The 19,574-nt window shown below is 69.2% G+C and carries 19 protein-coding genes; 16 read left to right on the plus strand and 3 right to left on the minus strand.

Translation table 11 applies throughout. The features are described from left to right. Positions 1-23 precede the first annotated feature (23 nt). Complete coding sequence (locus Q0Z83_RS53125) at positions 24-1,193, plus strand: FAD-dependent monooxygenase (RefSeq protein ID WP_317791186.1); 1,170 nt, start codon at positions 24-26, stop codon at positions 1,191-1,193. Here Q0Z83_RS53125 and Q0Z83_RS53130 read toward each other — a convergent pair. Next, a complete protein-coding gene (locus tag Q0Z83_RS53130; RefSeq protein WP_317791187.1) occupies positions 1,190-3,352 on the minus strand; it encodes an elongation factor G-like protein EF-G2 in 2,163 nt (720 codons plus the stop codon). The two genes, Q0Z83_RS53125 and Q0Z83_RS53130, sit on opposite strands and share 4 nt — an antisense overlap. 177 nt (positions 3,353-3,529) lie before the next feature. Here Q0Z83_RS53130 and pgsA point away from each other — a divergent pair, with 177 nt between their 5' ends. The 4 genes from pgsA to Q0Z83_RS53150 are packed head-to-tail and all read left to right on the plus strand — an operon-like array spanning position 3,530 to position 6,749. After that, positions 3,530-4,150, plus strand: coding sequence for a phosphatidylinositol phosphate synthase (pgsA, locus tag Q0Z83_RS53135; RefSeq protein WP_317791188.1), 621 nt, complete (start codon positions 3,530-3,532; stop codon positions 4,148-4,150). Continuing rightward, positions 4,147-5,013, plus strand: coding sequence for a phosphatidylinositol mannoside acyltransferase (locus Q0Z83_RS53140; RefSeq protein ID WP_317791189.1), 867 nt, complete (start codon positions 4,147-4,149; stop codon positions 5,011-5,013). The genes pgsA and Q0Z83_RS53140 overlap by 4 nt, the downstream gene beginning before the upstream one ends. A gap of 8 nt (positions 5,014-5,021) precedes the next feature. Further along, the gene (locus tag Q0Z83_RS53145; RefSeq protein WP_317791190.1) at positions 5,022-6,158 is read left to right on the plus strand and encodes a glycosyltransferase family 4 protein; all 1,137 of its coding nucleotides are present in this window, start codon (positions 5,022-5,024) and stop codon (positions 6,156-6,158) included. A 30-nt stretch (positions 6,159-6,188) separates the two neighbouring features. Further along, positions 6,189-6,749, plus strand: a complete 561-nt coding sequence (locus Q0Z83_RS53150; protein ID WP_317791191.1) for a hypothetical protein — start codon at positions 6,189-6,191, stop codon at positions 6,747-6,749. A 75-nt stretch (positions 6,750-6,824) separates the two neighbouring features. On the opposite strand, the gene pdxS is transcribed toward Q0Z83_RS53150, so the two are convergent. After that, positions 6,825-7,721 (minus strand): pyridoxal 5'-phosphate synthase lyase subunit PdxS, encoded by an 897-nt coding sequence (pdxS, locus tag Q0Z83_RS53155; RefSeq protein ID WP_317791192.1) that lies wholly within the window; start codon positions 7,719-7,721, stop codon positions 6,825-6,827. Positions 7,722-7,835: 114 nt separating this feature from the next. Between pdxS and pdxT the strand changes: the two genes are divergently transcribed. The 3 genes from pdxT (at position 7,836) to Q0Z83_RS53170 (ending at position 9,806) form a co-directional block, all read left to right on the plus strand. Then, a complete protein-coding gene (pdxT, locus tag Q0Z83_RS53160) occupies positions 7,836-8,432 on the plus strand; it encodes a pyridoxal 5'-phosphate synthase glutaminase subunit PdxT (RefSeq protein ID WP_317791193.1) in 597 nt (198 codons plus the stop codon). Between the two features lie 18 nt (positions 8,433-8,450). Further along, positions 8,451-9,203 (plus strand): YebC/PmpR family DNA-binding transcriptional regulator, encoded by a 753-nt coding sequence (locus tag Q0Z83_RS53165; RefSeq protein ID WP_317791194.1) that lies wholly within the window; start codon positions 8,451-8,453, stop codon positions 9,201-9,203. Positions 9,204-9,269: 66 nt separating this feature from the next. Then, positions 9,270-9,806 carry a Uma2 family endonuclease gene (locus Q0Z83_RS53170; RefSeq protein WP_317791195.1) on the plus strand — a complete coding sequence of 179 codons (537 nt, stop codon included), beginning with the start codon at positions 9,270-9,272 and terminating at the stop codon, positions 9,804-9,806. On the opposite strand, the gene Q0Z83_RS53175 is transcribed toward Q0Z83_RS53170, so the two are convergent. Further along, positions 9,803-10,321, minus strand: a complete 519-nt coding sequence (locus tag Q0Z83_RS53175; RefSeq protein ID WP_317791196.1) for a hypothetical protein — start codon at positions 10,319-10,321, stop codon at positions 9,803-9,805. The genes Q0Z83_RS53170 and Q0Z83_RS53175 overlap by 4 nt on opposite strands. A gap of 140 nt (positions 10,322-10,461) precedes the next feature. On the opposite strand from Q0Z83_RS53175, the gene ruvC reads away from it, so the two are divergent. From ruvC to Q0Z83_RS53215, 8 genes are all read left to right on the plus strand, one after another. Next, on the plus strand, positions 10,462-10,992 hold the full coding sequence (ruvC, locus tag Q0Z83_RS53180; protein ID WP_317791197.1) for a crossover junction endodeoxyribonuclease RuvC: 531 nt from the start codon (positions 10,462-10,464) through the stop codon (positions 10,990-10,992). Next, entirely contained in the window at positions 10,989-11,591 is a 603-nt protein-coding gene (gene ruvA / locus Q0Z83_RS53185; RefSeq protein ID WP_317791198.1) for a Holliday junction branch migration protein RuvA, read from the plus strand. Before ruvC ends, ruvA begins: the two co-directional genes overlap by 4 nt. Beyond that, positions 11,588-12,634 carry a Holliday junction branch migration DNA helicase RuvB gene (gene ruvB / locus Q0Z83_RS53190; RefSeq protein ID WP_317791199.1) on the plus strand — a complete coding sequence of 349 codons (1,047 nt, stop codon included), beginning with the start codon at positions 11,588-11,590 and terminating at the stop codon, positions 12,632-12,634. The genes ruvA and ruvB overlap by 4 nt, the downstream gene beginning before the upstream one ends. Before the next feature lie 157 nt (positions 12,635-12,791). Then, positions 12,792-13,190, plus strand: coding sequence for a preprotein translocase subunit YajC (yajC, locus tag Q0Z83_RS53195; RefSeq protein ID WP_317791200.1), 399 nt, complete (start codon positions 12,792-12,794; stop codon positions 13,188-13,190). 165 nt (positions 13,191-13,355) lie between these two features. Next, on the plus strand, positions 13,356-15,236 hold the full coding sequence (secD, locus tag Q0Z83_RS53200; protein WP_317791201.1) for a protein translocase subunit SecD: 1,881 nt from the start codon (positions 13,356-13,358) through the stop codon (positions 15,234-15,236). A gap of 1 nt (position 15,237) precedes the next feature. Continuing rightward, positions 15,238-16,410, plus strand: coding sequence for a protein translocase subunit SecF (gene secF / locus Q0Z83_RS53205; protein ID WP_317791202.1), 1,173 nt, complete (start codon positions 15,238-15,240; stop codon positions 16,408-16,410). Between the two features lie 79 nt (positions 16,411-16,489). Beyond that, positions 16,490-17,032, plus strand: coding sequence for an adenine phosphoribosyltransferase (locus Q0Z83_RS53210; RefSeq protein WP_317797370.1), 543 nt, complete (start codon positions 16,490-16,492; stop codon positions 17,030-17,032). A gap of 133 nt (positions 17,033-17,165) precedes the next feature. Beyond that, the gene (locus Q0Z83_RS53215) at positions 17,166-19,562 is read left to right on the plus strand and encodes a RelA/SpoT family protein (protein ID WP_317791203.1); all 2,397 of its coding nucleotides are present in this window, start codon (positions 17,166-17,168) and stop codon (positions 19,560-19,562) included. Positions 19,563-19,574 lie beyond the last annotated feature (12 nt).

Below are 19,574 nucleotides of genomic sequence, written 5' to 3' on the forward strand. Positions count from 1 at the left end.
TAAGACGTTTGTATAGTAAGCGCATGACGAACTCACGGGTACTGATCTCCGGCGCCGGTATCGGCGGACCGGCTCTCGCCTTCTGGCTGGCCGAGCGGGGCTTGCAGGTCACCGTCGTGGAGCGGGCCGAGGGGCTGCGCGAGGCCGGCTACAAGGTCGACGTGCGCGGCTCGGCCACCGAGGTGCTGCGCAAGATGGGCCTGCTCGCCGCCTGCCAGGCCGCCGACACCGGGATGCGGCGGATCACCTACGTCAAGAGCAACGGCGTCCCGATCGCCGCCCTCCCGGCCGACCTGCTGATGGGCCGGCGCGGCGACGACCTGGAGATCATGCGGTGGGATCTGAGCCGCATCCTGCACGACGCCACCGCCGACCGGGTGGAGTACGTGTTCGGTGACGCCGTCGACACCCTCCAGGACGGTCCGGAAGGTGTCGACGTCACGTTCGAGAAGGGCGCGCCCCGGCGCTTCGACTACGTGGTCGGTGCCGACGGGCTGCACTCGGCGACCCGGCGCAAGGTGATGGGTGCGACGCCGCTGAGCCACCTGGGCGCCTACATCTCCATCTACACCGTGCCCAACCTGCTCGGCCTGGAGCGCGAGGAGGTCATGTATTCCCGTCCCGGCCGGCTCGTCTTCGCCTATGCCATGGAGCCGGATCAGCCGGCCCGGGTCGGCCTCACCTTCGCATCACCGCTGCTGGACGTCGACCGACGGGACGTCGCCGGGCAGAAGGCACTGGTCCGGGCGGCGTTCGCCGGGCAGGGCTGGAAGGTGCCGGAGTTCCTGGACGCGATGGACGACGCACCCGACTTCTACTTCGACTCGATGAGCCAGGTCGAGCTGCCGTCCTGGTCGGCCGGGCGGGTCGCGCTGCTCGGCGACGCCGCCCACTGCCCGGCGCCCGCGTCCGGCCAGGGCACCAGCCTGGCCCTGGTCGGGGCATACCTGCTCGGTCGGCACCTGGGCACCCCGGGCGGGTTCTCCGCGTACGAGCGCGCGATGCGGCCGTACGCGGAGAAGAACCTCGCCTTCGGCCGCAAGATGGCCAAGGACATGGTGCCGGGCGGCCGCCTCAGCATCGCCTTCCGCAACTACGGCATGCGGACCCTGAAGTACCACCCGCGCAAGGAGCAGATGATCGACCGGATTCTCGCGCCGATGCACGAGGCGGCCAACGCCATCGCGATCTAACGAGCCGGGGCGTGCTCCTTACGGACCGCCTCGGCCAGGTGCGGGGGCATCGGCTCGTGCCGGACGTACCGGCGGGTGAACGTGCCGGTGCCCGACGTGAGGGCGCGCAGCTCCACCACGTACCGCACGAGTTCGGTCGCCGGCACCTCGGCCCGGACCGTGCTCGCCTCGCCCGTACCACCTGATTCGCTGCCCATCGGGCGGCCCCGCCGGCCGGAGAGATCGCTCATCACCGCGCCGACGAACGCCTCCGGCACTCGGACCTCGATCTCGTCCACCGGCTCCAGCAGGGTGATCGCGCCCTGCTCGGCGGCGGCCCGCAGGGCCAGCGCACCGGCCGTCTGGAAGGCCGCGTCCGACGAGTCGACGCTGTGCGCCTTGCCGTCGTAGAGCGTCACCTTCAGGTCCACTACCGGGTAACCGGCCGCGATGCCCTTCTCCAGCTGGGCGCGGACACCCTTCTCCACCGACGGGATGTAGTTGTGCGGCACCGCGCCACCGACCACCTTGTCCACGAACACGAAACCCTCACCGCGCGGCAGCGGCTCGATCTCGATGTCGCAGACCGCGTACTGGCCGTGGCCGCCGGACTGCTTGACGTGCCGCCCGTGGCCCTTCGCGGTCGCGCCGAACGTCTCCCGCAGCGCCACCTTCACCGGCTCGGTGTCCAGCTCGACACCACCGGCGCGGAGCCGGTCCAGGACCACGTCGGCGTGTGACTCGCCCATCGTCCAGAGCACCAGCTGATGGGTCTCCGGGTTGCGCTCCAGCCGCAGTGTCGGGTCACCGGCGACCAGCCGGGCCAGGTTCTTGGCGAGTGCGTCCTCGTCCGAGCGGGTCTTGGCGACCACGGCGATCGGCAGCAGCGGCTCCGGCATCGACCACGGCGCCATCAGCAGCGGGTCGTCCTTGCCGGACAGGGTGTCACCGGTCTCCGCGCTGCCCGACTTGGTGATCGCGCAGATGTCGCCGGCGATCGCCTGCGGCACCTCACGCAGTTGCGCGCCGAGCGGCGAGTAGACGTGCGCGACCCGCTCGTCGGCGTCATGGTCGGGGTGACCGCGCTCGGCCATGCCGTGCCCGGAGACGTGCAGCGTCTGGTCCGGGCGCAGGGTGCCGGAGAAGACCCGGACCAGCGACACCCGGCCGACGTGCCGGTCGATCGTGGTGCGCACCACCTCGGCCACCAGCGGGCCGGCCGGGTCGCAGACGAGCGGGGAACGCGGCGAGCCGTCCACCCCGGTGACCACCGGCAGATCGTGCTCCAGCGGTGACGGGAAACCGCTGACCAGCAGATCCAGCAGGGCGTCGAGGCCGACGGCGGTGTGCGCGCAGACCGGGATGACCGGGTAGAAGTTGCCCCGCGCGACGGCCTTCTCCAGGTCCGGGATGAGCGCGTCGGTGCTGATCAGCTCGCCACCGACGTACCGGTCCATGAGGGTCTCGTCCTCGCTCTCCGCGATGATCCCCTCGATCAGCGTGTTCCGGTCGTCGGCGATCGGGTTCAGGTGCTCCCGCTCGGCCTCCCGGGCGACCGGCGGATAACCCGCCGAGTAGTCCAGCACCCGCAGCGTGACCAGGCCGAGCAGACCGGCCACCGACTGGCCGTCGTCGCCGAGCATCGGCTGGAAGACCGGGAGCACGTTGTCACCGAACGCCTCCTGGCAGTCCTGCAGCGCCTCCTCGTAGTCGGCCCGCGGGTGGTCCAGCCGGGTGATCGCGACGGCGCGCGGCATGCCGACCGCGGCGCACTCCTCCCACAGCGCGACGGTGGAGTCGTCCACACCGTCGACCGCGGAAACCACGAACAGGGCCGCGTCCGCCGCGCGCAGACCGGCCCGCAGCTCACCGACGAAGTCGGCGAACCCCGGGGTGTCCAACAGGTTGATCTTCACGTCGTCGTGCAGCAGCGGCGCGCAGGCGAGCGCCACCGAGCGCTGCTGCCGGATCGCCGCCGGATCGTGGTCGGTCACCGTGGTGCCGTCCGCCACACCGCCGGCCCGCGGGATCGTCCCGGTCGCGGCGAGCAGCGCCTCGACCAGGGTCGTCTTCCCGGAACCGGAGTGGCCCACCAGCACCACGTTGCGAACTCTGCCGGGCTCGGTCACCACCGGCGCACCGGCGCCGGCAAGCCCTTTCTCCGAAGATTTCTGCGCCATGCCGAGCGCTCCCGTCGTTTCCTCTTTGTTACGCCGCTGTTGTCTGAATCCCACACCCGGCGCGGTAGTGGTCGCAAGGACCTTCAGCCCTGCAAAGGTGCCGGATGGTGACGATACGGCCAACCCGGGGGCCGAGCCGTACCACCGCTGGTCGCACGCCGTTATGGTGGGACAGCCATGGCAAAGATCGTTCAAACAACGGCCCGTGCCGTCGTCTCGTACGGCGTCAACCCGCTCGCCCGTTTCCTGCTCCGGATCGGGGTGTCACCCAACGCGGTCACCGTCGCCGGCACCGTCGGTGTGCTGATCGGCTCGTACTTCGGTTCGCAAGGTCACCTCTTCTGGGGCACCGTGATCGTAACCGCGTTCGCGCTCACCGATGTGCTCGACGGCACAATGGCCCGGATGCGGGGCGGTTCCGGGAAGTTCGGGGCACTCCTCGACTCCTCCATGGACCGGATCGCCGACGGCGCCGTGTTCGGAGCCGTCGTCTACTACCTGGCCACCGAGGGCAACCCGTACGGCGGTGTCGTCGCCACCCTGATCAGCCTGGTCTTCGGGCAGGTCGTGTCCTACGTGAAGGCCCGTGCCGAGAGCCTCGGGCTGAACGCCGACGTCGGCATCGCCGAGCGGCTGGAACGGCTGCTCATCGTCGGTGTCGGCGGCCTGCTCGGCGCGGCCGGGCAGGACTGGGGCATGCCCGCCGCGATGTGGGTGCTGGCCGCGCTGGCCGTGATCACCGCCTTCCAGCGCCTCATCCACGCCGCCAAGACCGAGCCGAAGGTGCCCACCGAGTGAAAGACCGACTGATCGATCTCGGCTACTCGGCCGGGTGGGGGATCGTCCGCGCCCTGCCGCTGCCGATCGCGAAAGCACTGTTCCGGACCGCCGCCGACCGCGCCTACCGGGGCAACGGGCCGGCCACCCAGCGGCTGCGCCGCAACCTGCGCCAGGTCGTCGGCGAGGACATGCCGGACACCCTGGTCCGCGACGGGCTGCGGTCCTACGCCAGGTATTGGATGGAGGCGTTCCGCCTGCCGTCGCAGCGCCGCGCCGACTTCCTCGACGGGTTCTTCATGCTCCCGGAGAGCTACCAGAAACTGAAGAAGGGCGCCGCCGACGGCCGCGGCGTCATCCTGGCACTGCCGCACATGGCCAACTGGGACGTCGCCGGAGCCTGGGTGTGTTCGCACGACTGGCCGCTGATCACCGTCGCCGAACGGCTCAAACCCGAGTCGCTGTACGAGCGCTTCCTGGCGTACCGGGAGAAGCTCGGCATGAAGGTGCTGCCACTCACCGGCGGGCAGCGGCCGCCGCTCGACGTGCTCGCCGAACATCTCGAGAAGGGCTGGGTGGTCGCCCTCCTCGGCGACCGTGACCTCTCCAAGAACGGCGTCGAGGTGGAGTTCTTCGGCGGGCGCACCCGGATGCCGGCCGGACCGGCGATCCTCGCCATCCGCACCGGCTCCCCGCTCTACGCGGTCGACCTGTGGTTCGACGAGCACCGCACCACGTCGCTGATGCGCGAGGTCGTCCCACCGACCGACGGGCCCCTCGACGAGCGGGTCAAGCGGACCACCCAGATGCTCGCCGACGCGTACGCCGCGGGTATCGCCGACCACCCGCAGGACTGGCACATGCTCCAGAAGCTCTGGCTCTAGGAGGCTCGGTGCGGATCGGGATCGTCTCGCCCTACTCCTTCGACGTCCCGGGCGGTGTGCAGAACCACATCATGGACCTGGCCGAGGCTCTGCTCGAACTCGGTCACGAGGTCAGCGTCCTCGCGCCCGCCGACGACGACGCCGACGTGCCCGCCTATGTGGTGTCGGCCGGGCGGGCCGTGCCACTGCCCTACAACGGATCGGTCGCGCGGATCTCGTTCGGCCCGATCTCCACCGCCCGGGTCCGGCGCTGGCTCAAACACGGCGAGTTCGACGTGCTGCACGTGCACGAGCCGTTCTCGCCCAGCCTGTCCTTCCTGGCCGTGGTCTCCGCCCGCGGTCCGGTCGTCGCCACCTTCCACACCGCGATGACCCGGTCCCGGGCGCTCGCCGGCCTGCAGAACTTCCTCCAGCCGGTGATGGAGAAGATCACCGCGCGGATCGCGGTCAGCGAACTCGCCCGCAAGGTCCAGGTCGAACACCTCGGTGGCGGCGCGGTCGAGATCCCCAACGGCGTCGCGGTCCGCAAATTCGCCTCGGCTCCGCCATTGCCCGGATGGCCCGGCGACGGCGGTTCCCTCGGTTTCCTCGGCCGTTTCACCGAGCCTCGCAAAGGCTTTCCCCTGCTGCGTACGGCGTACGTGGCGCTCGCTCGAGAACGACCCGACCTACGGCTGCTCGTGGCCGGGCCGGGCGACCGCGACGAGCTCTACGACGACATCCCCAAGGAATTCCACGACCGGGTGGAGTTCCTCGGTCTCGTCTCCGAACCGGACAAGGCCCGGATGCTGCGCAGCGTCGACGTCTACGTGGCACCCAACACCGGCGGCGAGAGCTTCGGCATGATCCTCACCGAGGCGATGGCGGCCGGAGCCACGATCGCCGCCAGCGACCTCGACGCGTTCCGCCGGGTGCTGGACGGCGGCCGGGCCGGAGCCCTCTTCCCCAACGGTGACCAGGCATCTCTCACCCGGCTGCTGGGCGAACTGCTGGATGATCCGGTCCGCCGTGGCGAACTGGCATCGTGCGCCCGGCTCGCCGTCGGAGCGTTCGACTGGCCGAGTGTGGCCAACCGGGTACTCGAGGTCTACGCCACCGCCATCGAGGCCACCGATGGGAGAGTTTTCGACGACGAGTGGTCCTGACCACTGGTGCGGTAAACGTCGGGCACTACGATGCCCGGCATGTGGTGGGTGGTGGGAGTCGTCGTGCTGGCCGCGATCTTCTCGGCGTACCTCGGCTGGACCGCCCAGCGGGTGGAACGCCTGCACACGCGGGCTCAGTCAGCCGAGCGTGCGCTCGACGCGCATTTGATGCGCCGGGCGGCCGCCGCGGCGGTGGTCGCCGAACAGGCCGAGACGGTCGAGCTGTACGCGGCCGCCCGCCTCGCCCTCGACGCCGAACCGGGCGACCGCGAATCCGCCGAGAACGACCTGACCCGCCAGTTGCAGGCGGTCACCCTCGACCCGGCGGACCCGGCGGTGCGCACCCTGATCGCCACCAGCCGCCGGGTGGTCCTGGCCCGCCAGGTCCACACCGATCTGGTACGCGACGCGCTGAGCGCCCGCCGCCGCCTCTTCGTCCGCCTGCTCCGCCTGGCCCGCCGCTACCCGCGCCCGGAGTACTTCGACATCGTCGAGCCGGCACTCCCGGACCTGCCACCCCTGCCCGCGGCCCTGACCGTACCGACCCCGGCCCCACCGGCCGAGCCCCCGCTGCCGGCACCGGCCCGCTGACCTCCCCGCACCCCACCGCGGAGCCGGTGGTGGAAAGAAGAAGGCCCCGCCGAGGCGGGGCCTTCGAGGGAACGACTACCAGCCGCGCTCGGAGAGGCGGTGGGGGACCGGCTCGTCGTCGACGTTGATGCCGACCATGGCCTCGCCGAGGCCGCGGGAGACCTTGGCGATCACGTCCGGGTCGTCGTGGAACGTGGTGGCCTTGACGATCGCGGCGGCGCGCTGGGCCGGGTTGCCGGACTTGAAGATGCCGGAGCCGACGAAGACGCCCTCGGCGCCGAGCTGCATCATCATCGCGGCGTCGGCCGGGGTCGCGATGCCGCCCGCGGTGAACAGGACCACCGGGAGCTTGCCGGCCTCGGCCACCTCCTTGACCAGCTCGTACGGAGCCTGCAGCTCCTTCGCCGCGACGTACAGCTCGTCTTCGGGGAGGGTCTGGAGGCGGCGGAGTTCGGCGCGGATCTTACGCATGTGGGTGGTGGCGTTGGAGACGTCGCCGGTGCCGGCCTCGCCCTTGGAGCGGATCATGGCCGCGCCCTCGGTGATGCGGCGCAGGGCCTCGCCCAGGTTGGTGGCACCGCAGACGAACGGCACGGTGAACTGCCACTTGTCGATGTGGTTGGCGAAGTCGGCGGGCGACAGCACCTCGGACTCGTCGACGTAGTCGACGCCGAGCGACTGGAGGACCTGGGCCTCGACGAAGTGGCCGATCCGGGCCTTGGCCATCACCGGGATCGAGACGGCGTTGATGATGCCGTCGATCATGTCGGGGTCGGACATCCGGGAGATGCCGCCCTGCGCGCGGATGTCGGCCGGGACCCGCTCCAGGGCCATCACCGCGACGGCGCCCGCGTCCTCGGCGATCTTCGCCTGCTCGGCGTTGACCACGTCCATGATCACGCCGCCCTTGAGCATCTCGGCCATGCCGCGCTTGACGCGGGCGGTTCCGATGGCGGGCTGGTTCTCAGACATGTGGGTTCGGCTCCTCATAGCGCGATCGGGTTGACGGAACGGATGCTAGGAGGCCGTGCCGCCGGTTCCGATAGCCAATCGGACGGTCGGTGGCCTGCTTTATATGGTGGGCCGGTGAACATCGGAGTGCTGGCCCTTCAGGGCGACGTGCGAGAACACCTTTCCGCGCTGGCCGAGTCGGACGTGCTGGCCCGGCCGATCCGCCGGCCCGAGGAGTTGGCCGACGTCGACGGCCTGGTGATCCCGGGCGGCGAGTCGACCGCGATCAGCAACCTCGCGGTCTCCTTCGGGCTTCTCGACCCGATCCGCAAGCGGATCGCCGACGGCATGCCGGTGTACGGCTCCTGCGCCGGCATGATCATGCTGGCCGCGAGCGTGCTCGACGGCCGTCCGGACCAGGAGTCGTTCCAGGGCATCGACATGACCGTGCGGCGTAACGCGTTCGGCCGGCAGGTCGACTCGTTCGAGGCGCCGGTCGAGATCGAGGGCATCGAGGGCGGCCCGTTCCACGCCGTCTTCATCCGTGCCCCGTGGGTCGAACAGATCGGCCGCGACGTGCGGGTGCTGGGCCGCGTGGCTGAGGGGGACGCCGCCGGTAGGATTGTGGCCGTTCGGCAGGGGAACCTGCTCGCCACGGCTTTCCACCCGGAGCTCACCGGCGACCTTCGTGTCCATCGGTACTTCGTCGAGATGGTCCGCCAGGCCCTTTGATCAAAGCGGAGGTTACGCATGTCCGGCCACTCCAAGTGGGCGACGACCAAGCACAAGAAGGCCGTCATCGACGCCAAGCGCGGCAAGATGTTCGCCAAGCTGATCAAGAACATCGAGGTGGCGGCCCGGACCGGCGGTGGCGACCCGGCGGGTAACCCCACGCTGTACGACGCCATCCAGAAGGCGAAGAAGTCGTCGGTCCCCAACGACAACATCACCAACGCGGTCAAGCGCGGCTCCGGTGCCGAGGCCGGCGGCGCCGACTGGCAGTCGTTCATGTATGAGGGTTACGGCCCGAACGGCGTCGCCATCCTGATCGAGTGCCTCACCGACAACCGGAACCGGGCGGCCACCGAGGTGCGCACCCGCCTCACCCGCAACCACGGCTCGTTCGCCGACGCGGGCTCGGTGACGTTCCTGTTCAACCGCAAGGGCGTGGTCATCGTCCCGAAGGGCGACTCCAGCGAGGACGACGTGATGCTCGCCGTCCTCGACGCGGGCGCCGAGGAGGTCAACGACCTGGGCGACGCGTTCGAGGTGGTCAGCGAACCGACCGACCTGGTCAAGGTGCGGACGGCGCTGCAGGATGCGGGCATCGACTACGACTCGGCCGAGTCGTCGCTGGTGCCGACGATGACCGTGCCGCTCGACGAGGACGCGGCCCGCAAGGTGCTCAAGCTGATCGACGTCCTCGAGGACTGCGATGATGTGCAGAACATCTACTCGAACGCCGACATCTCCGATGAGGTGATGGCCGCTATTGACGAGTGACGGGTAGTTAGGGCGCTACTAGTCATGTAGGATGAGGGGGTGTTGACCGCCATGACGGAGCTAGACATGTCATTGCTCGAGGACCTGGATGTCGAAGACCTTCTCTCCCTGCCCAAGGGTTTTCGTTACGAACTGCACGGCGGAAACCTCGTCATCATGACGCCCTCGACCTTTTGGCATAAATACACGACCAGGCGTCTTCTGCTCATGCTGCACGCGGCTGGGCTCGACGCATACCAAGATCCTGGTGTGCGTGGAAACCGGCCGCGTGACTGCAGGTTGCCGGATCTTGGTGTGCTTGCGGGTCCACTGCCGAGTGGCAAGCTGACGTATTCGAACCTGCCTGGCGACGCATACCAGATCGTGATCGAGGTCGTGTCGAGAAACTCTGAGAACGGTGAGTACACGCACAAGGCCAACTGGTTTGCCTCGTGTGGCATCCCGGAGTATTGGATCGTCGACGAGACCTCTGACCGTGATGAGAACGACGCCGTGGTCCTGATGCACCGGCTGGCGTTGTCCGGCGACGCGCCTACCTATGTCAGGGAGCGAACGGTGCTGCTATCCGACCTCGAAGCGGAGTATCGGTCCAAGCGGGCCTAGGCTGGGTCGACGCCGAGCCAGGTGATGTATTGGATGATCACGGCCAGTAACAGGACGCTGCCGATCACGTAGCGGAGCAGGCGGCGCCATTGGGACCTCAGGTAGGCGTGCACCCACGCGATCTCCGCGTCGGCCAGGGCGTCCAGGTCGGCTCTGGCCGTACCGTCGAGGATTTTGGCCTTGCGTAACGCCAGGCTGCCGCCCTGAGTGAAGACCGGGACCACCGGATCCGGCGGTCGAAGGACGCGGACGTCCACCTCGTAGACCTGGTCGTCGCGCCACTGCGCGGTCCGTGCCGTCAGACGCTCCCGCATGTGACTCTCCGTGCGGCCCAGCCAGCACAGTCGCCGCCACCGGCCGGCCAGGTCGGTCAGCACCGCCAGGTAGATCTGCTCGGCCACCGGCGACCCGCCGACCAGGCGGGCGGCCTCGGCGCGCAACCCGGGGGCGTGCTGCGTGACGAACGCGACGTAGTCGGCTGGCGGCTCGTCGTCCATCGGCGGAATGAGGTGCATGACCGCCCTCCCGGACTCCATCGTCGAAACGGGGTGTCTGACCGGCCTCCCGGACTCCATCGTCGAGGCGTGTCGGCGAAGGCCGCAAGAGGCTCGCGTATTAGGGTGTCGAACACACGTTCGCGAGGGGGAGGCAGTCTGTGCGGGTGCTCGGCATCGATCCGGGGCTGACGAGATGCGGTGTCGGCGTCGTCGAGGGGATGCCGGGGCGTCCGGGCAAGCTGATCGGCTACACCGTGGTGCGCAGCGACGCGGACGAGGACATCGCCCAGCGCCTGCTGCACCTGGACCGGACCTTGGCCACCCTCGTCGAGCAGTATCAGCCGGAGAGCGTCGCCGTCGAGCGGGTGTTCGCCCAGCACAACGCCCGGACGGTGATGGGCACCGCGCAGGCCAGCGGGGTGGCGATCCTGGCCGGGGCACGGGCCGGGCTGCCGGTCCAGACGTATACGCCGAGTGAGGTCAAAGCGGCCGTCACCGGCTCCGGCACCGCCGACAAAGCACAGGTCACCGCTATGGTGACCCGGTTACTGAAGCTGTCCGCACCGCCCAAGCCGGCGGACGCGGCCGATGCCATTGCTATCGCCATCTGCCACATCTGGCGTGGGGGCACCCGCGCCCTTCAACAGGCCGCGGCAGTGGCCGCCGCCGCCCGCAGGAGCAGCCGATGATCGCCAGCGTGCGCGGTGTGGTCACCGCGATCCTCCACGACAGCGCCGTGGTCGAGGTGGGTGGTGTCGGCATGCGTGTCCTCTGCACCCCGGGCACCCTGGCCGGGCTGCGCACCGGCGCCGAGGCGCGGCTCGCGACGACGCTCATCGTCCGGGAGGACTCGCTGACCCTGTTCGGCTTCGCCGACGACGACGAGAAACAGCTCTTCGAGCTGCTCCTGACGGCCAACGGGGTCGGCCCGCGGATCGCGCAGGCGGTTCTCGCGGTTCACCAACCCGATGTCGTACGCCGTGCGTTGGCCGGTGGTGAGGTCGCCGTCCTGACCGCCGTCCCGGGTATCGGCAAGCGCGGCGCGGAGAAGATGATCGTGGAGCTCAAGGACAAGATCGGCCCGATCCACCTGGTCGGGACGGGTTCGGCCGGGCTGCTCAACGGCGGCTGGCAGGAGCAGGTCCGGCAGGGTGTGCTGGCGCTCGGCTGGACCGCGTCGCAGGCCGATCAGGCGGTGGCCGCGGTCGCCGAGACGATCGACGGTGAGACCCCGCCGGTGCCGGTGCTGCTGCGGCACGCGATCCGCCTGCTGGGCAAGACCCGATGAGCGAGGAACTCGTCTCGCCCGACGCGTTCGATGAGGAGCTCGACGCGGAGGCCAGTGTCCGGCCTCGCCGGCTGTCCGACTTCATCGCTCAGCACCGGGTCCGCGATCAGCTGGAGCTTCTGCTCAAGGCCTCGATGGGCCGGGGCACCCCGCCCGACCACATCCTGCTCTCCGGCCCGCCCGGCCTCGGCAAGACCACCCTGGCCAACATCGTGGCGGCCGAACTCGGTACCGGTATCCGGACCACCAGCGGCCCGGTGATCGAGCGATCCGGCGATCTGGCCGCGATCCTGACCGGCCTGGCCCCGGGCGACGTGCTGTTCATCGACGAGATCCACCGGATCGCCAAGCCGGCCGAGGAGCTGCTCTACAGCGCCATGGAGGACTTCCGGGTCGACGTGGTGGTCGGCAAGGGCCCCGGCGCGACCGCGATCCCGCTCGACGTGGAGCCGTTCACGCTGGTCGGCGCGACGACCCGAGCCGGCCTGCTGTCCGGCCCGATGCGCGACAGATTCGGTTTCGTCGCCCACCTGGACTTCTACTCACACGAGGATCTGGACGCGCTGCTGCACCGGTCGGCCCGGATCCTCGGGGTGCAGATCACGCCGGAGGGCTCGGCGGAGATCGCCCGCCGGTCCCGGGGCACACCGCGTATCGCGAACCGGCTGCTGCGCCGGGTGCGTGACTTCGCCGAGGTGCGGGCCGACGGCGTGGTGACCGAGGAGGTGTCGAAGGCGGCGCTGCACGTCTACGACGTCGACGCCCTCGGCCTGGACCGTCTGGACCGGGCGGTGCTGCGAGCGCTGATCGAGTCGTTCAAGGGCGGCCCGGTCGGTCTGTCCACACTCGCTGTAGCGGTCGGCGAACAGTCTGACACGGTCGAGGAAGTCTGCGAGCCGTTCCTGGTCAGGGCCGGTTTGCTGGCCCGGACCCCGCGGGGCCGGGTCGCCACCGAGGCCGGTTGGGCCCATCTGGGGAAGACTCCGCCTACGGACGGTCGCCATGGCGTGTTCCAGGGTGACCTCTTCGCCCGGGACGCGTGATCCGCGCAACTTATCCCCCGTGATGTGAACGTGACGTGTGCCGCATTCGTTATCTCCAGGTTGACCTATTAGACTCGCCGCCGTTCCATCCGGATTCGCATATCGCCGCGGCGCCCGCCCACCCGTTGCGCCGGCGGCTGACGGAAGGCCTTTTTTCGTGCGTGAGGCAAGCTATGCCCAAGCCGCCGGCGGCGGCGGTGATCTGTCGTTCTTCCTGATCATCGCGCTGTTCTTCGCCGTCTTCTACTTCTTCATGATCCGGCCGCAGCAGAAGCGGCGCCGTGAGGCTCAGGACATGCAGAATTCGCTCGGTCCGGGCGACCAGATCGTGACGATCGGCGGCCTGCACGGCACCGTCACCGGCATGGCCGACGGCGAGGTCCTTCTGGAGATCTCGCCGGGTGTCGAGGTGCGATTCGCGCGTCCGGCCATCGCCCGGGTCGTCCAGAAGTCCGGCGAGGCCATCCCGGAGCCCGATGAAGTGCCCGGTGGTGACACGGCGACGGTGACCGACGGGCCGGAGAGCCCCGTCACCGAGACCCGTAAGCAGGACTGACCCGCATTTCCCGTACGCACCGGCCGCGTTGAGGTTAGTAACGGGGCCGGTGCGTCAGCCCGCCGTTCGACAGTCGACGGCCGGTCACAGACAGATGGCGCCGCGCCGCCGCGCGGCCGAAACACAGGGAGACCAAAAGCCGTGGCACGACCACCACAGGGACAAATGCATCCTGGACGCCAACTCGGCGTGCTCGGTCTGGTCTTCGTCGTCCTCTATCTGCTCGTCTTCTTCGCCGCCGGCGCCTCGGGCAGCTGGAAGCAGCGCCTGGAGCCGAAGCTGGGCCTCGACCTGATCGGCGGCACGCAGGCGACCTACATCGCGTCGCAGCAGGGTGCTCCGCCGAACAAAGAGGACATGGAGACCGCCCGGGAGATCATCGAACAGCGTGTCAACGCGCTCGGCGTCTCCGAGGCCGAGGTGGTCATCCAGAGCGACAACACCATCGTCGTCTCGCTCGCCGGTAAGGCCGAGGAGCAGCTGAAGAGCCTCGCTCAGGCCGCGAACATGCGGTTCCGGCTGTTGACCGCGGTGACCGGTGACGTCTCCTCGGTCGCGGTCGACCCGCCGAGCGCGGCCCCGAGCGCCCCGGCCAGCGGCGCCCCGGCCGCGTCCGGGTCGCCCTCGGTCAAGCCGTCGTCCGGCGCGCCGAAGGCCTCGACGGGCGGCCAGGGTGGCGGTGCCGAGGCGCCGAGCCCGAGTGTCACCCCGTCGGCCGAGCCGTCCGCGGCCGCCCCGTCGGCCTCGGCCGCCGCTCCGGCCCCGGTCACCGCGGACATCAAGGCCCAGCGTGAGGCCGTCGCCAAGAAGGTCGGAGCGGCCTGGGCCGCGGCCGAGAAGCTGACCGGGCCGGTGGACCTGACCACCGACCCGACGGCCGGCCTGCCGTTCAAGGCGTTCGCGTCGCTGACCGGTGCCGAGGTCAACGCGCTCGACCCGGCCATGCAGTTCAACGTGCCGACGATCAGCTGCAAGCAGCTCGACCAGCGGCCGAACGGCTCGATCGACGACGTCAACAGCACGGTGGTCGCCTGCTACAACGGCGCCAAGGTGCAGCTGGACAAGGCCGAGGTGGTCGGTGACGACATCAGCCAGGCCGCCCCGCAGCTGGACAGCACCACCGGCCAGTGGGTCGTCTCGCTCGACTTCAAGAGCGAGGGCCAGAAGAAGTGGGCCGAGCTGACCCGGAAGGCGTTCAACGCGGGCGCGACCGAGCCCTGCTACATCGCGGCGAGCGCGTTCGGGTCCTCCGGCGAGACGCACTGCTCGGTGGCCGTGGTCCTGGACAAGGAGGTCATCTCGGCCCCGCAGATCCAGGCCGTGCTGACCGGCCAGTCGCAGATCACCGGCGACTTCGACGCGGTGAGCGCCAAGAAGCTCGCCGACCAGCTCAACTTCGGTGCCATCCCGGTGACCTTCCAGGCCGGCCCGGCCCAGACGATCACCGCGACCGTCGGTGACCAGCAGCTGGAGGCGGGTCTGCTCGCCGCCGCGATCGGCCTCGGCCTGGTGGCGATCTACGCGTTCTTCTACTACCGCATGCTCGGCCTGGTGATCTTCCTGAGCCTGGGGCTCTCCGCCCTGCTCACCTTCGGCGCCCTGGTCTTCCTGGGCCGCTCGATCGGCTTCACCCTGACGCTGGCCGGTATCGTCGGCTTCATCGTCTCGCTCGGTGTGGCGGCGGACTCGTTCGTCATCTACTTCGAGCGACTGAAGGACGAGATCCACGAGGGCCGGAGCCCGCGCAGTGCGGTCCCGAGGGCGTGGCAGCGGGCCAAGCGCACGATCCTTTCGGCGAACGCCATCACGATCATGTGTGCCGTGGTTCTCTACATCGTGTCGATCGGCCAGGTGCAGGGGCTCGCCTTCGCGCTGGGTCTCTCGACCGTGCTCGACCTGCTCGTGGTGTTCCTGTTCCGGCACCCGATCATGACGGTTCTCGCCAGTACCAAGGCGTTCCTGTCGCCCAGGGTCAGCGGCCTCGGCCGCGTTCTGCGCAGCAGCCAGACCGAGGAGCCCGTCTCCTCGCGCGTGAAGGAGGCCTGACATGGCCAATTCCTCGAGTCTCGCCAACCGCCTGTACCGGGGCGAGGCGAACATCAACATCGTGGGCCGCCGCAAGATGTGGTTCACGATCGCCGGCGTGCTGGTGCTGATCGCCATCGGCAGCTTCTTCATCCGCACCTTCCACCTGGGCATCGAGTTCGCCGGTGGCAGTGAGTTCTCGGTGCCGGCCCAGGTCGCGGGCAAGACCATCACCCAGGACGCGGTGTACGACGCGGTCCGCACCGCGGTCCACGCGGTGGAGCCGAACGCTCAGGTCAACGCCGCGCAGCAGGTCGGCGCGGGCGCGGAGGCCAACTTCAAGGTCCGGTCGGCGGCGCTGACCGCGACCGAGATGAGCGACGTCAAGCAGGCCATCGCGACCGACCTCGGTGTCGCCGAGAGCGACATCAGTGACCAGCAGGTCTCCTCGGCCTGGGGTGGCGCGGTCATCAACAAGGCCCTGCTGGGTCTGGCCATCTTCCTGGTGCTGGTGACCGCCTACCTGGTGGTCAGCTTCGAGTGGCGGATGGCCGCGGCGGCGCTCGCCTCCCTGGTGCTCGACCTGCTGATCACCGCCGGGGTGTACTCGCTGGTCGGGTTCGAGGTCACGCCGTACACCGTGATCGGCTTCCTGACGATCCTCGGTTATGCGCTGTATGACGTGGTCGTGGTCTTCGACAAGGTCCGGGAGAACACCCGCGGCATCACCGCGGGCAGCACCCGGACCTACGCCGAGGCGACCAACCTGGCCGTCAACCAGACCCTGATGCGTTCGCTGAACACCGGTCTGGTGGCGCTGCTGCCGGTCGGTGGCGTGCTGTTCATCGGTGCCGGTCTGCTCGGCGCGGGCACGCTGAAGGACCTCGGTCTGGTGCTCTTCGTCGGCATGGGCGTCGGTGTCATCTCGTCGATCGTGTTCGCCGCTCCGGTGCTCAGCTACCTGAAGGACCAGGAGCCGAAGATCAAGAGCCACAACGCCCGGGTGCTGGCCCGCCGGGCGCAGCGCTCCGACGACGTGGCAGCGGGCGGCGAGCGTACCCGCTCGGGCAACCGCACCGCTTCGGACGAGGTGCCGGCGTTCGCCGGCGGCACCACTCCGCGGCCGGGCGCCCGCCCGGTGGCCAAGCGTCAGGGCGGCGGGGCCGGCAACCGGCCCGGCGGCAAGCGTCGCTGATCCTGGAGTACGGACTACGGCCCGCCACCCCATCGGGGTGGCGGGCCGTTCCACTAGGCTGGCCGCCGTGAGTAGCGAGATGACCGGCGACAGCGGCCCGGAGATGGCGGCCCTGGTCGCCGGAGGCACGGTCGACGTGCCGGATTTCCCGAAACCGGGCATCGTCTTCAAGGACCTGATGCCGTTCTTCGGTGACGGGCCCACGTTCCGCAAGGTGATCGACGGCATCGTCGCGCACTGGGGGGCCGGGTCTTTCGACGTGGTGGCCGGGGTCGAGGCGCGCGGTTTCGTGATGGCGGCGGCGATCGCGTATGCGACCGGCACCGGTGTGGTCCCGGTGCGCAAGGCCGGCAAACTGCCACGACCGGCCTTCTCCGCGTCGTACGGGTTGGAGTATGGCGAGGCCACCCTGGAGGTCAGCGAGGGCGCGTTCGTGCCCGGACAGCGCGTTCTGGTGGTCGACGACGTCCTCGCGACGGGCGGCACCGCGGGTGCGACCATGGACCTGGTCGAGCGGGCCGGTGGCGTGGTGGCCGGCTTCACCGTGCTGATGGAGCTCGGCTTCCTGGACGGTCGGGAGCGGCTCAGCCCCCGCAAGGTACACGCGCTGTTGACCGTTTGATCCGTCTTCGATGCTATTCGCCCGCTCGGGCCTGCTTATTCGTAGGTTCGGCCGGGGTATTCGGTGAGGCGGTGCGGGTAGGATGGGCGTTCCGAACAGACCAGATGATCCCGGCGAACGTGTGAGGAGGCCGGTGTCCAGCGACGTCGCCCCTCCGGCGGAGGGCACGGTGCAACCGACCCAGAGTCCGGGCGAGAGCCCGACTGGCGATCCTGAGACCACCCAGCCACTCGCGCCCGCGGATGAGCCCGGCAGCGGCTTCGCCGGCCTGGCGAGCGCACCCACCGGGCGGCGGGTCCGCGCCCGTCTCGCCCGTTTCAATGCGCCGTGGCAGAGCACGCAGGTCAGTGAGGTCCTGGAGCCGCTGATCGCGACGCATCGGGCCAGCCATCCCAAGGCCGACGGTCGGGCGCTGCAGAAGGCGTTCGATGTCGCGGCCAGGTGGCATTCCGGGCAGTATCGGAAGTCCGGCGATCCGTACATCACGCATCCGCTGGCGGTCGCGACGATCCTGGCCAACCTCGGCATGGACACCACGACCCTGGTGGCGGCGCTGCTGCACGACACCATCGAGGACACCGACTACTCGCTGGAGAGCATGCGCAACGACTTCGGTGCCGAGGTGGCGCTGCTGGTCGACGGCGTGACGAAACTCGACCGGGTCAAGCTCGGTGACGCCGCCAAGGCGGAGACGATCCGCAAGATGGTCGTCGCCATGGCCAAGGACCCGCGCGTCCTGGTGATCAAGCTGGCCGACCGGCTGCACAACATGCGCACCCTGACCTTCCTGCCTCGCGCCAAGCAGGAGCAGAAGGCCAAGGAGACGCTGGAGATCCTGGCCCCGCTGGCCCACCGCCTCGGTATGAACACGATCAAGTGGGAGCTGGAGGACCTGGCTTTCGGCACCCTGTTCCCCAAGCGGTTCGAGGAGATCAACCGCCTGATCGGGGAGCACCAGCCGCAGCGTGAGGCGCTGCTGCGCCAGGTGACCAACCGGGTCCAGCTCGACCTGAAATCGGCGAAGATCAAGGCCGAGGTGACCGGCCGTCCCAAGCACCTCTACTCGATCTATCAGAAGATGATCGTGCGGGGTCGCGACTTCAACGACATCTACGACCTGGTCGGCGTCCGTATCCTGGTCGACACGGTCCGTGACTGCTATGCCGCGCTGGGTGTCATCCACGCGAACTGGCAGCCGGTGCCGGGCCGGTTCAAGGACTACATCGCGATGCCGAAGTTCAATATGTACCAGTCGCTGCACACCACGGTGATCGGTCCGACCGGCAAGCCGGTCGAGATGCAGATCAGGACCTTCGCCATGCACCGTACGGCGGAGTTCGGCATCGCCGCGCACTGGAAGTACAAGGAGCAGAAGGGCGCGACGATCGTCGGCCCGCCGGCGCACATCGACGAGATGACCTGGCTGCGGCAGCTGCTGGACTGGCAGCGGGAGGCGAGTGACCCGTCCGAGTTCCTGGACGCGTTGCGGTTCGACCTGTCCAGCCAGGAGGTCTACGTCTTCACGCCGAAGGGTGACGTGATCCCGCTGCCGACCGGCTCGACGCCTGTCGACTTCGCCTACGCGGTGCACACCGAGGTCGGGCACAAGTGCATCGGCGCGCGGGTCAACGGCAAGCTGGTGCCGCTGGAGTCGCCGCTGTCGAACGGCGATGTGATCGAGATCTTCACGTCGAAGTCGGCTACCGCCGGTCCCACGCAGGACTGGCTCGGTTTCGTGAAGAGCCCGCGCGCCCGGACGAAGATCAGGCAGTTCTTCAACAAGGAGCGCCGCGAGGAGGCGATCGAGGACGGCAAGGAGGCGATCGTCAAGGCGATGCGTAAGCAGGGCCTGCCCCTGCAGCGCATGCTGACGAGCGAAAACCTCATGACGATCGCCCGCGACCTGCACCTGCCGGATGTGGCGTCGCTCTATGCCGCAGTCGGCGAGAGCGCCGTCTCCGCCCAGTCGGTGGTGCAGAAACTCGTCGCCGGGTTCGGTGGCGAGGAGGGCGCGGTCGAGGACATCGCCGAGACCGCCGTCGCGACCCGCCCGCCGCGTAACCGCAGTTCCGCGCAGGACCCGGGTGTGGTGGTGAAGGGCGTCTCGGACGTCTGGGTCAAACTGGCCCGCTGCTGCACCCCGGTGCCCGGCGACGCGGTCTTCGGGTTCGTCACCCGCTCCGGTGGGGTGAGCGTGCACCGGGAGGACTGTGCGAACGCTCAGGACCTGCGTGACCAGTCCGAGCGGGTGGTCGAGGTCAGCTGGAAACCGACGTCGGCGTCCACCTTCCTGGTGGCCATCCAGGTGGAAGCGCTCGACCGGCACAAGTTGCTGGCCGACGTGACCCGGGTGCTGTCCGAGGAGCGGGTGAACATCCTGTCCGCGACGGTCACCACCACCCGGGACCGGGTGGCGGTGAGTCGGTTCACCTTCGAGATGGCCGACCCGAAACACCTGGGTCACCTGGTCGCCGCGGTCCGCAAGGTGGACGGCGTCTTCGACGCCTATCGGGTCACCTCCGGCGCCTGACGAAACGAGAAC

It is taken from the genome of Actinoplanes sichuanensis (assembly GCF_033097365.1).
Taxonomy (GTDB): Bacteria; Actinomycetota; Actinomycetes; order Mycobacteriales; family Micromonosporaceae; genus Actinoplanes; species Actinoplanes sichuanensis.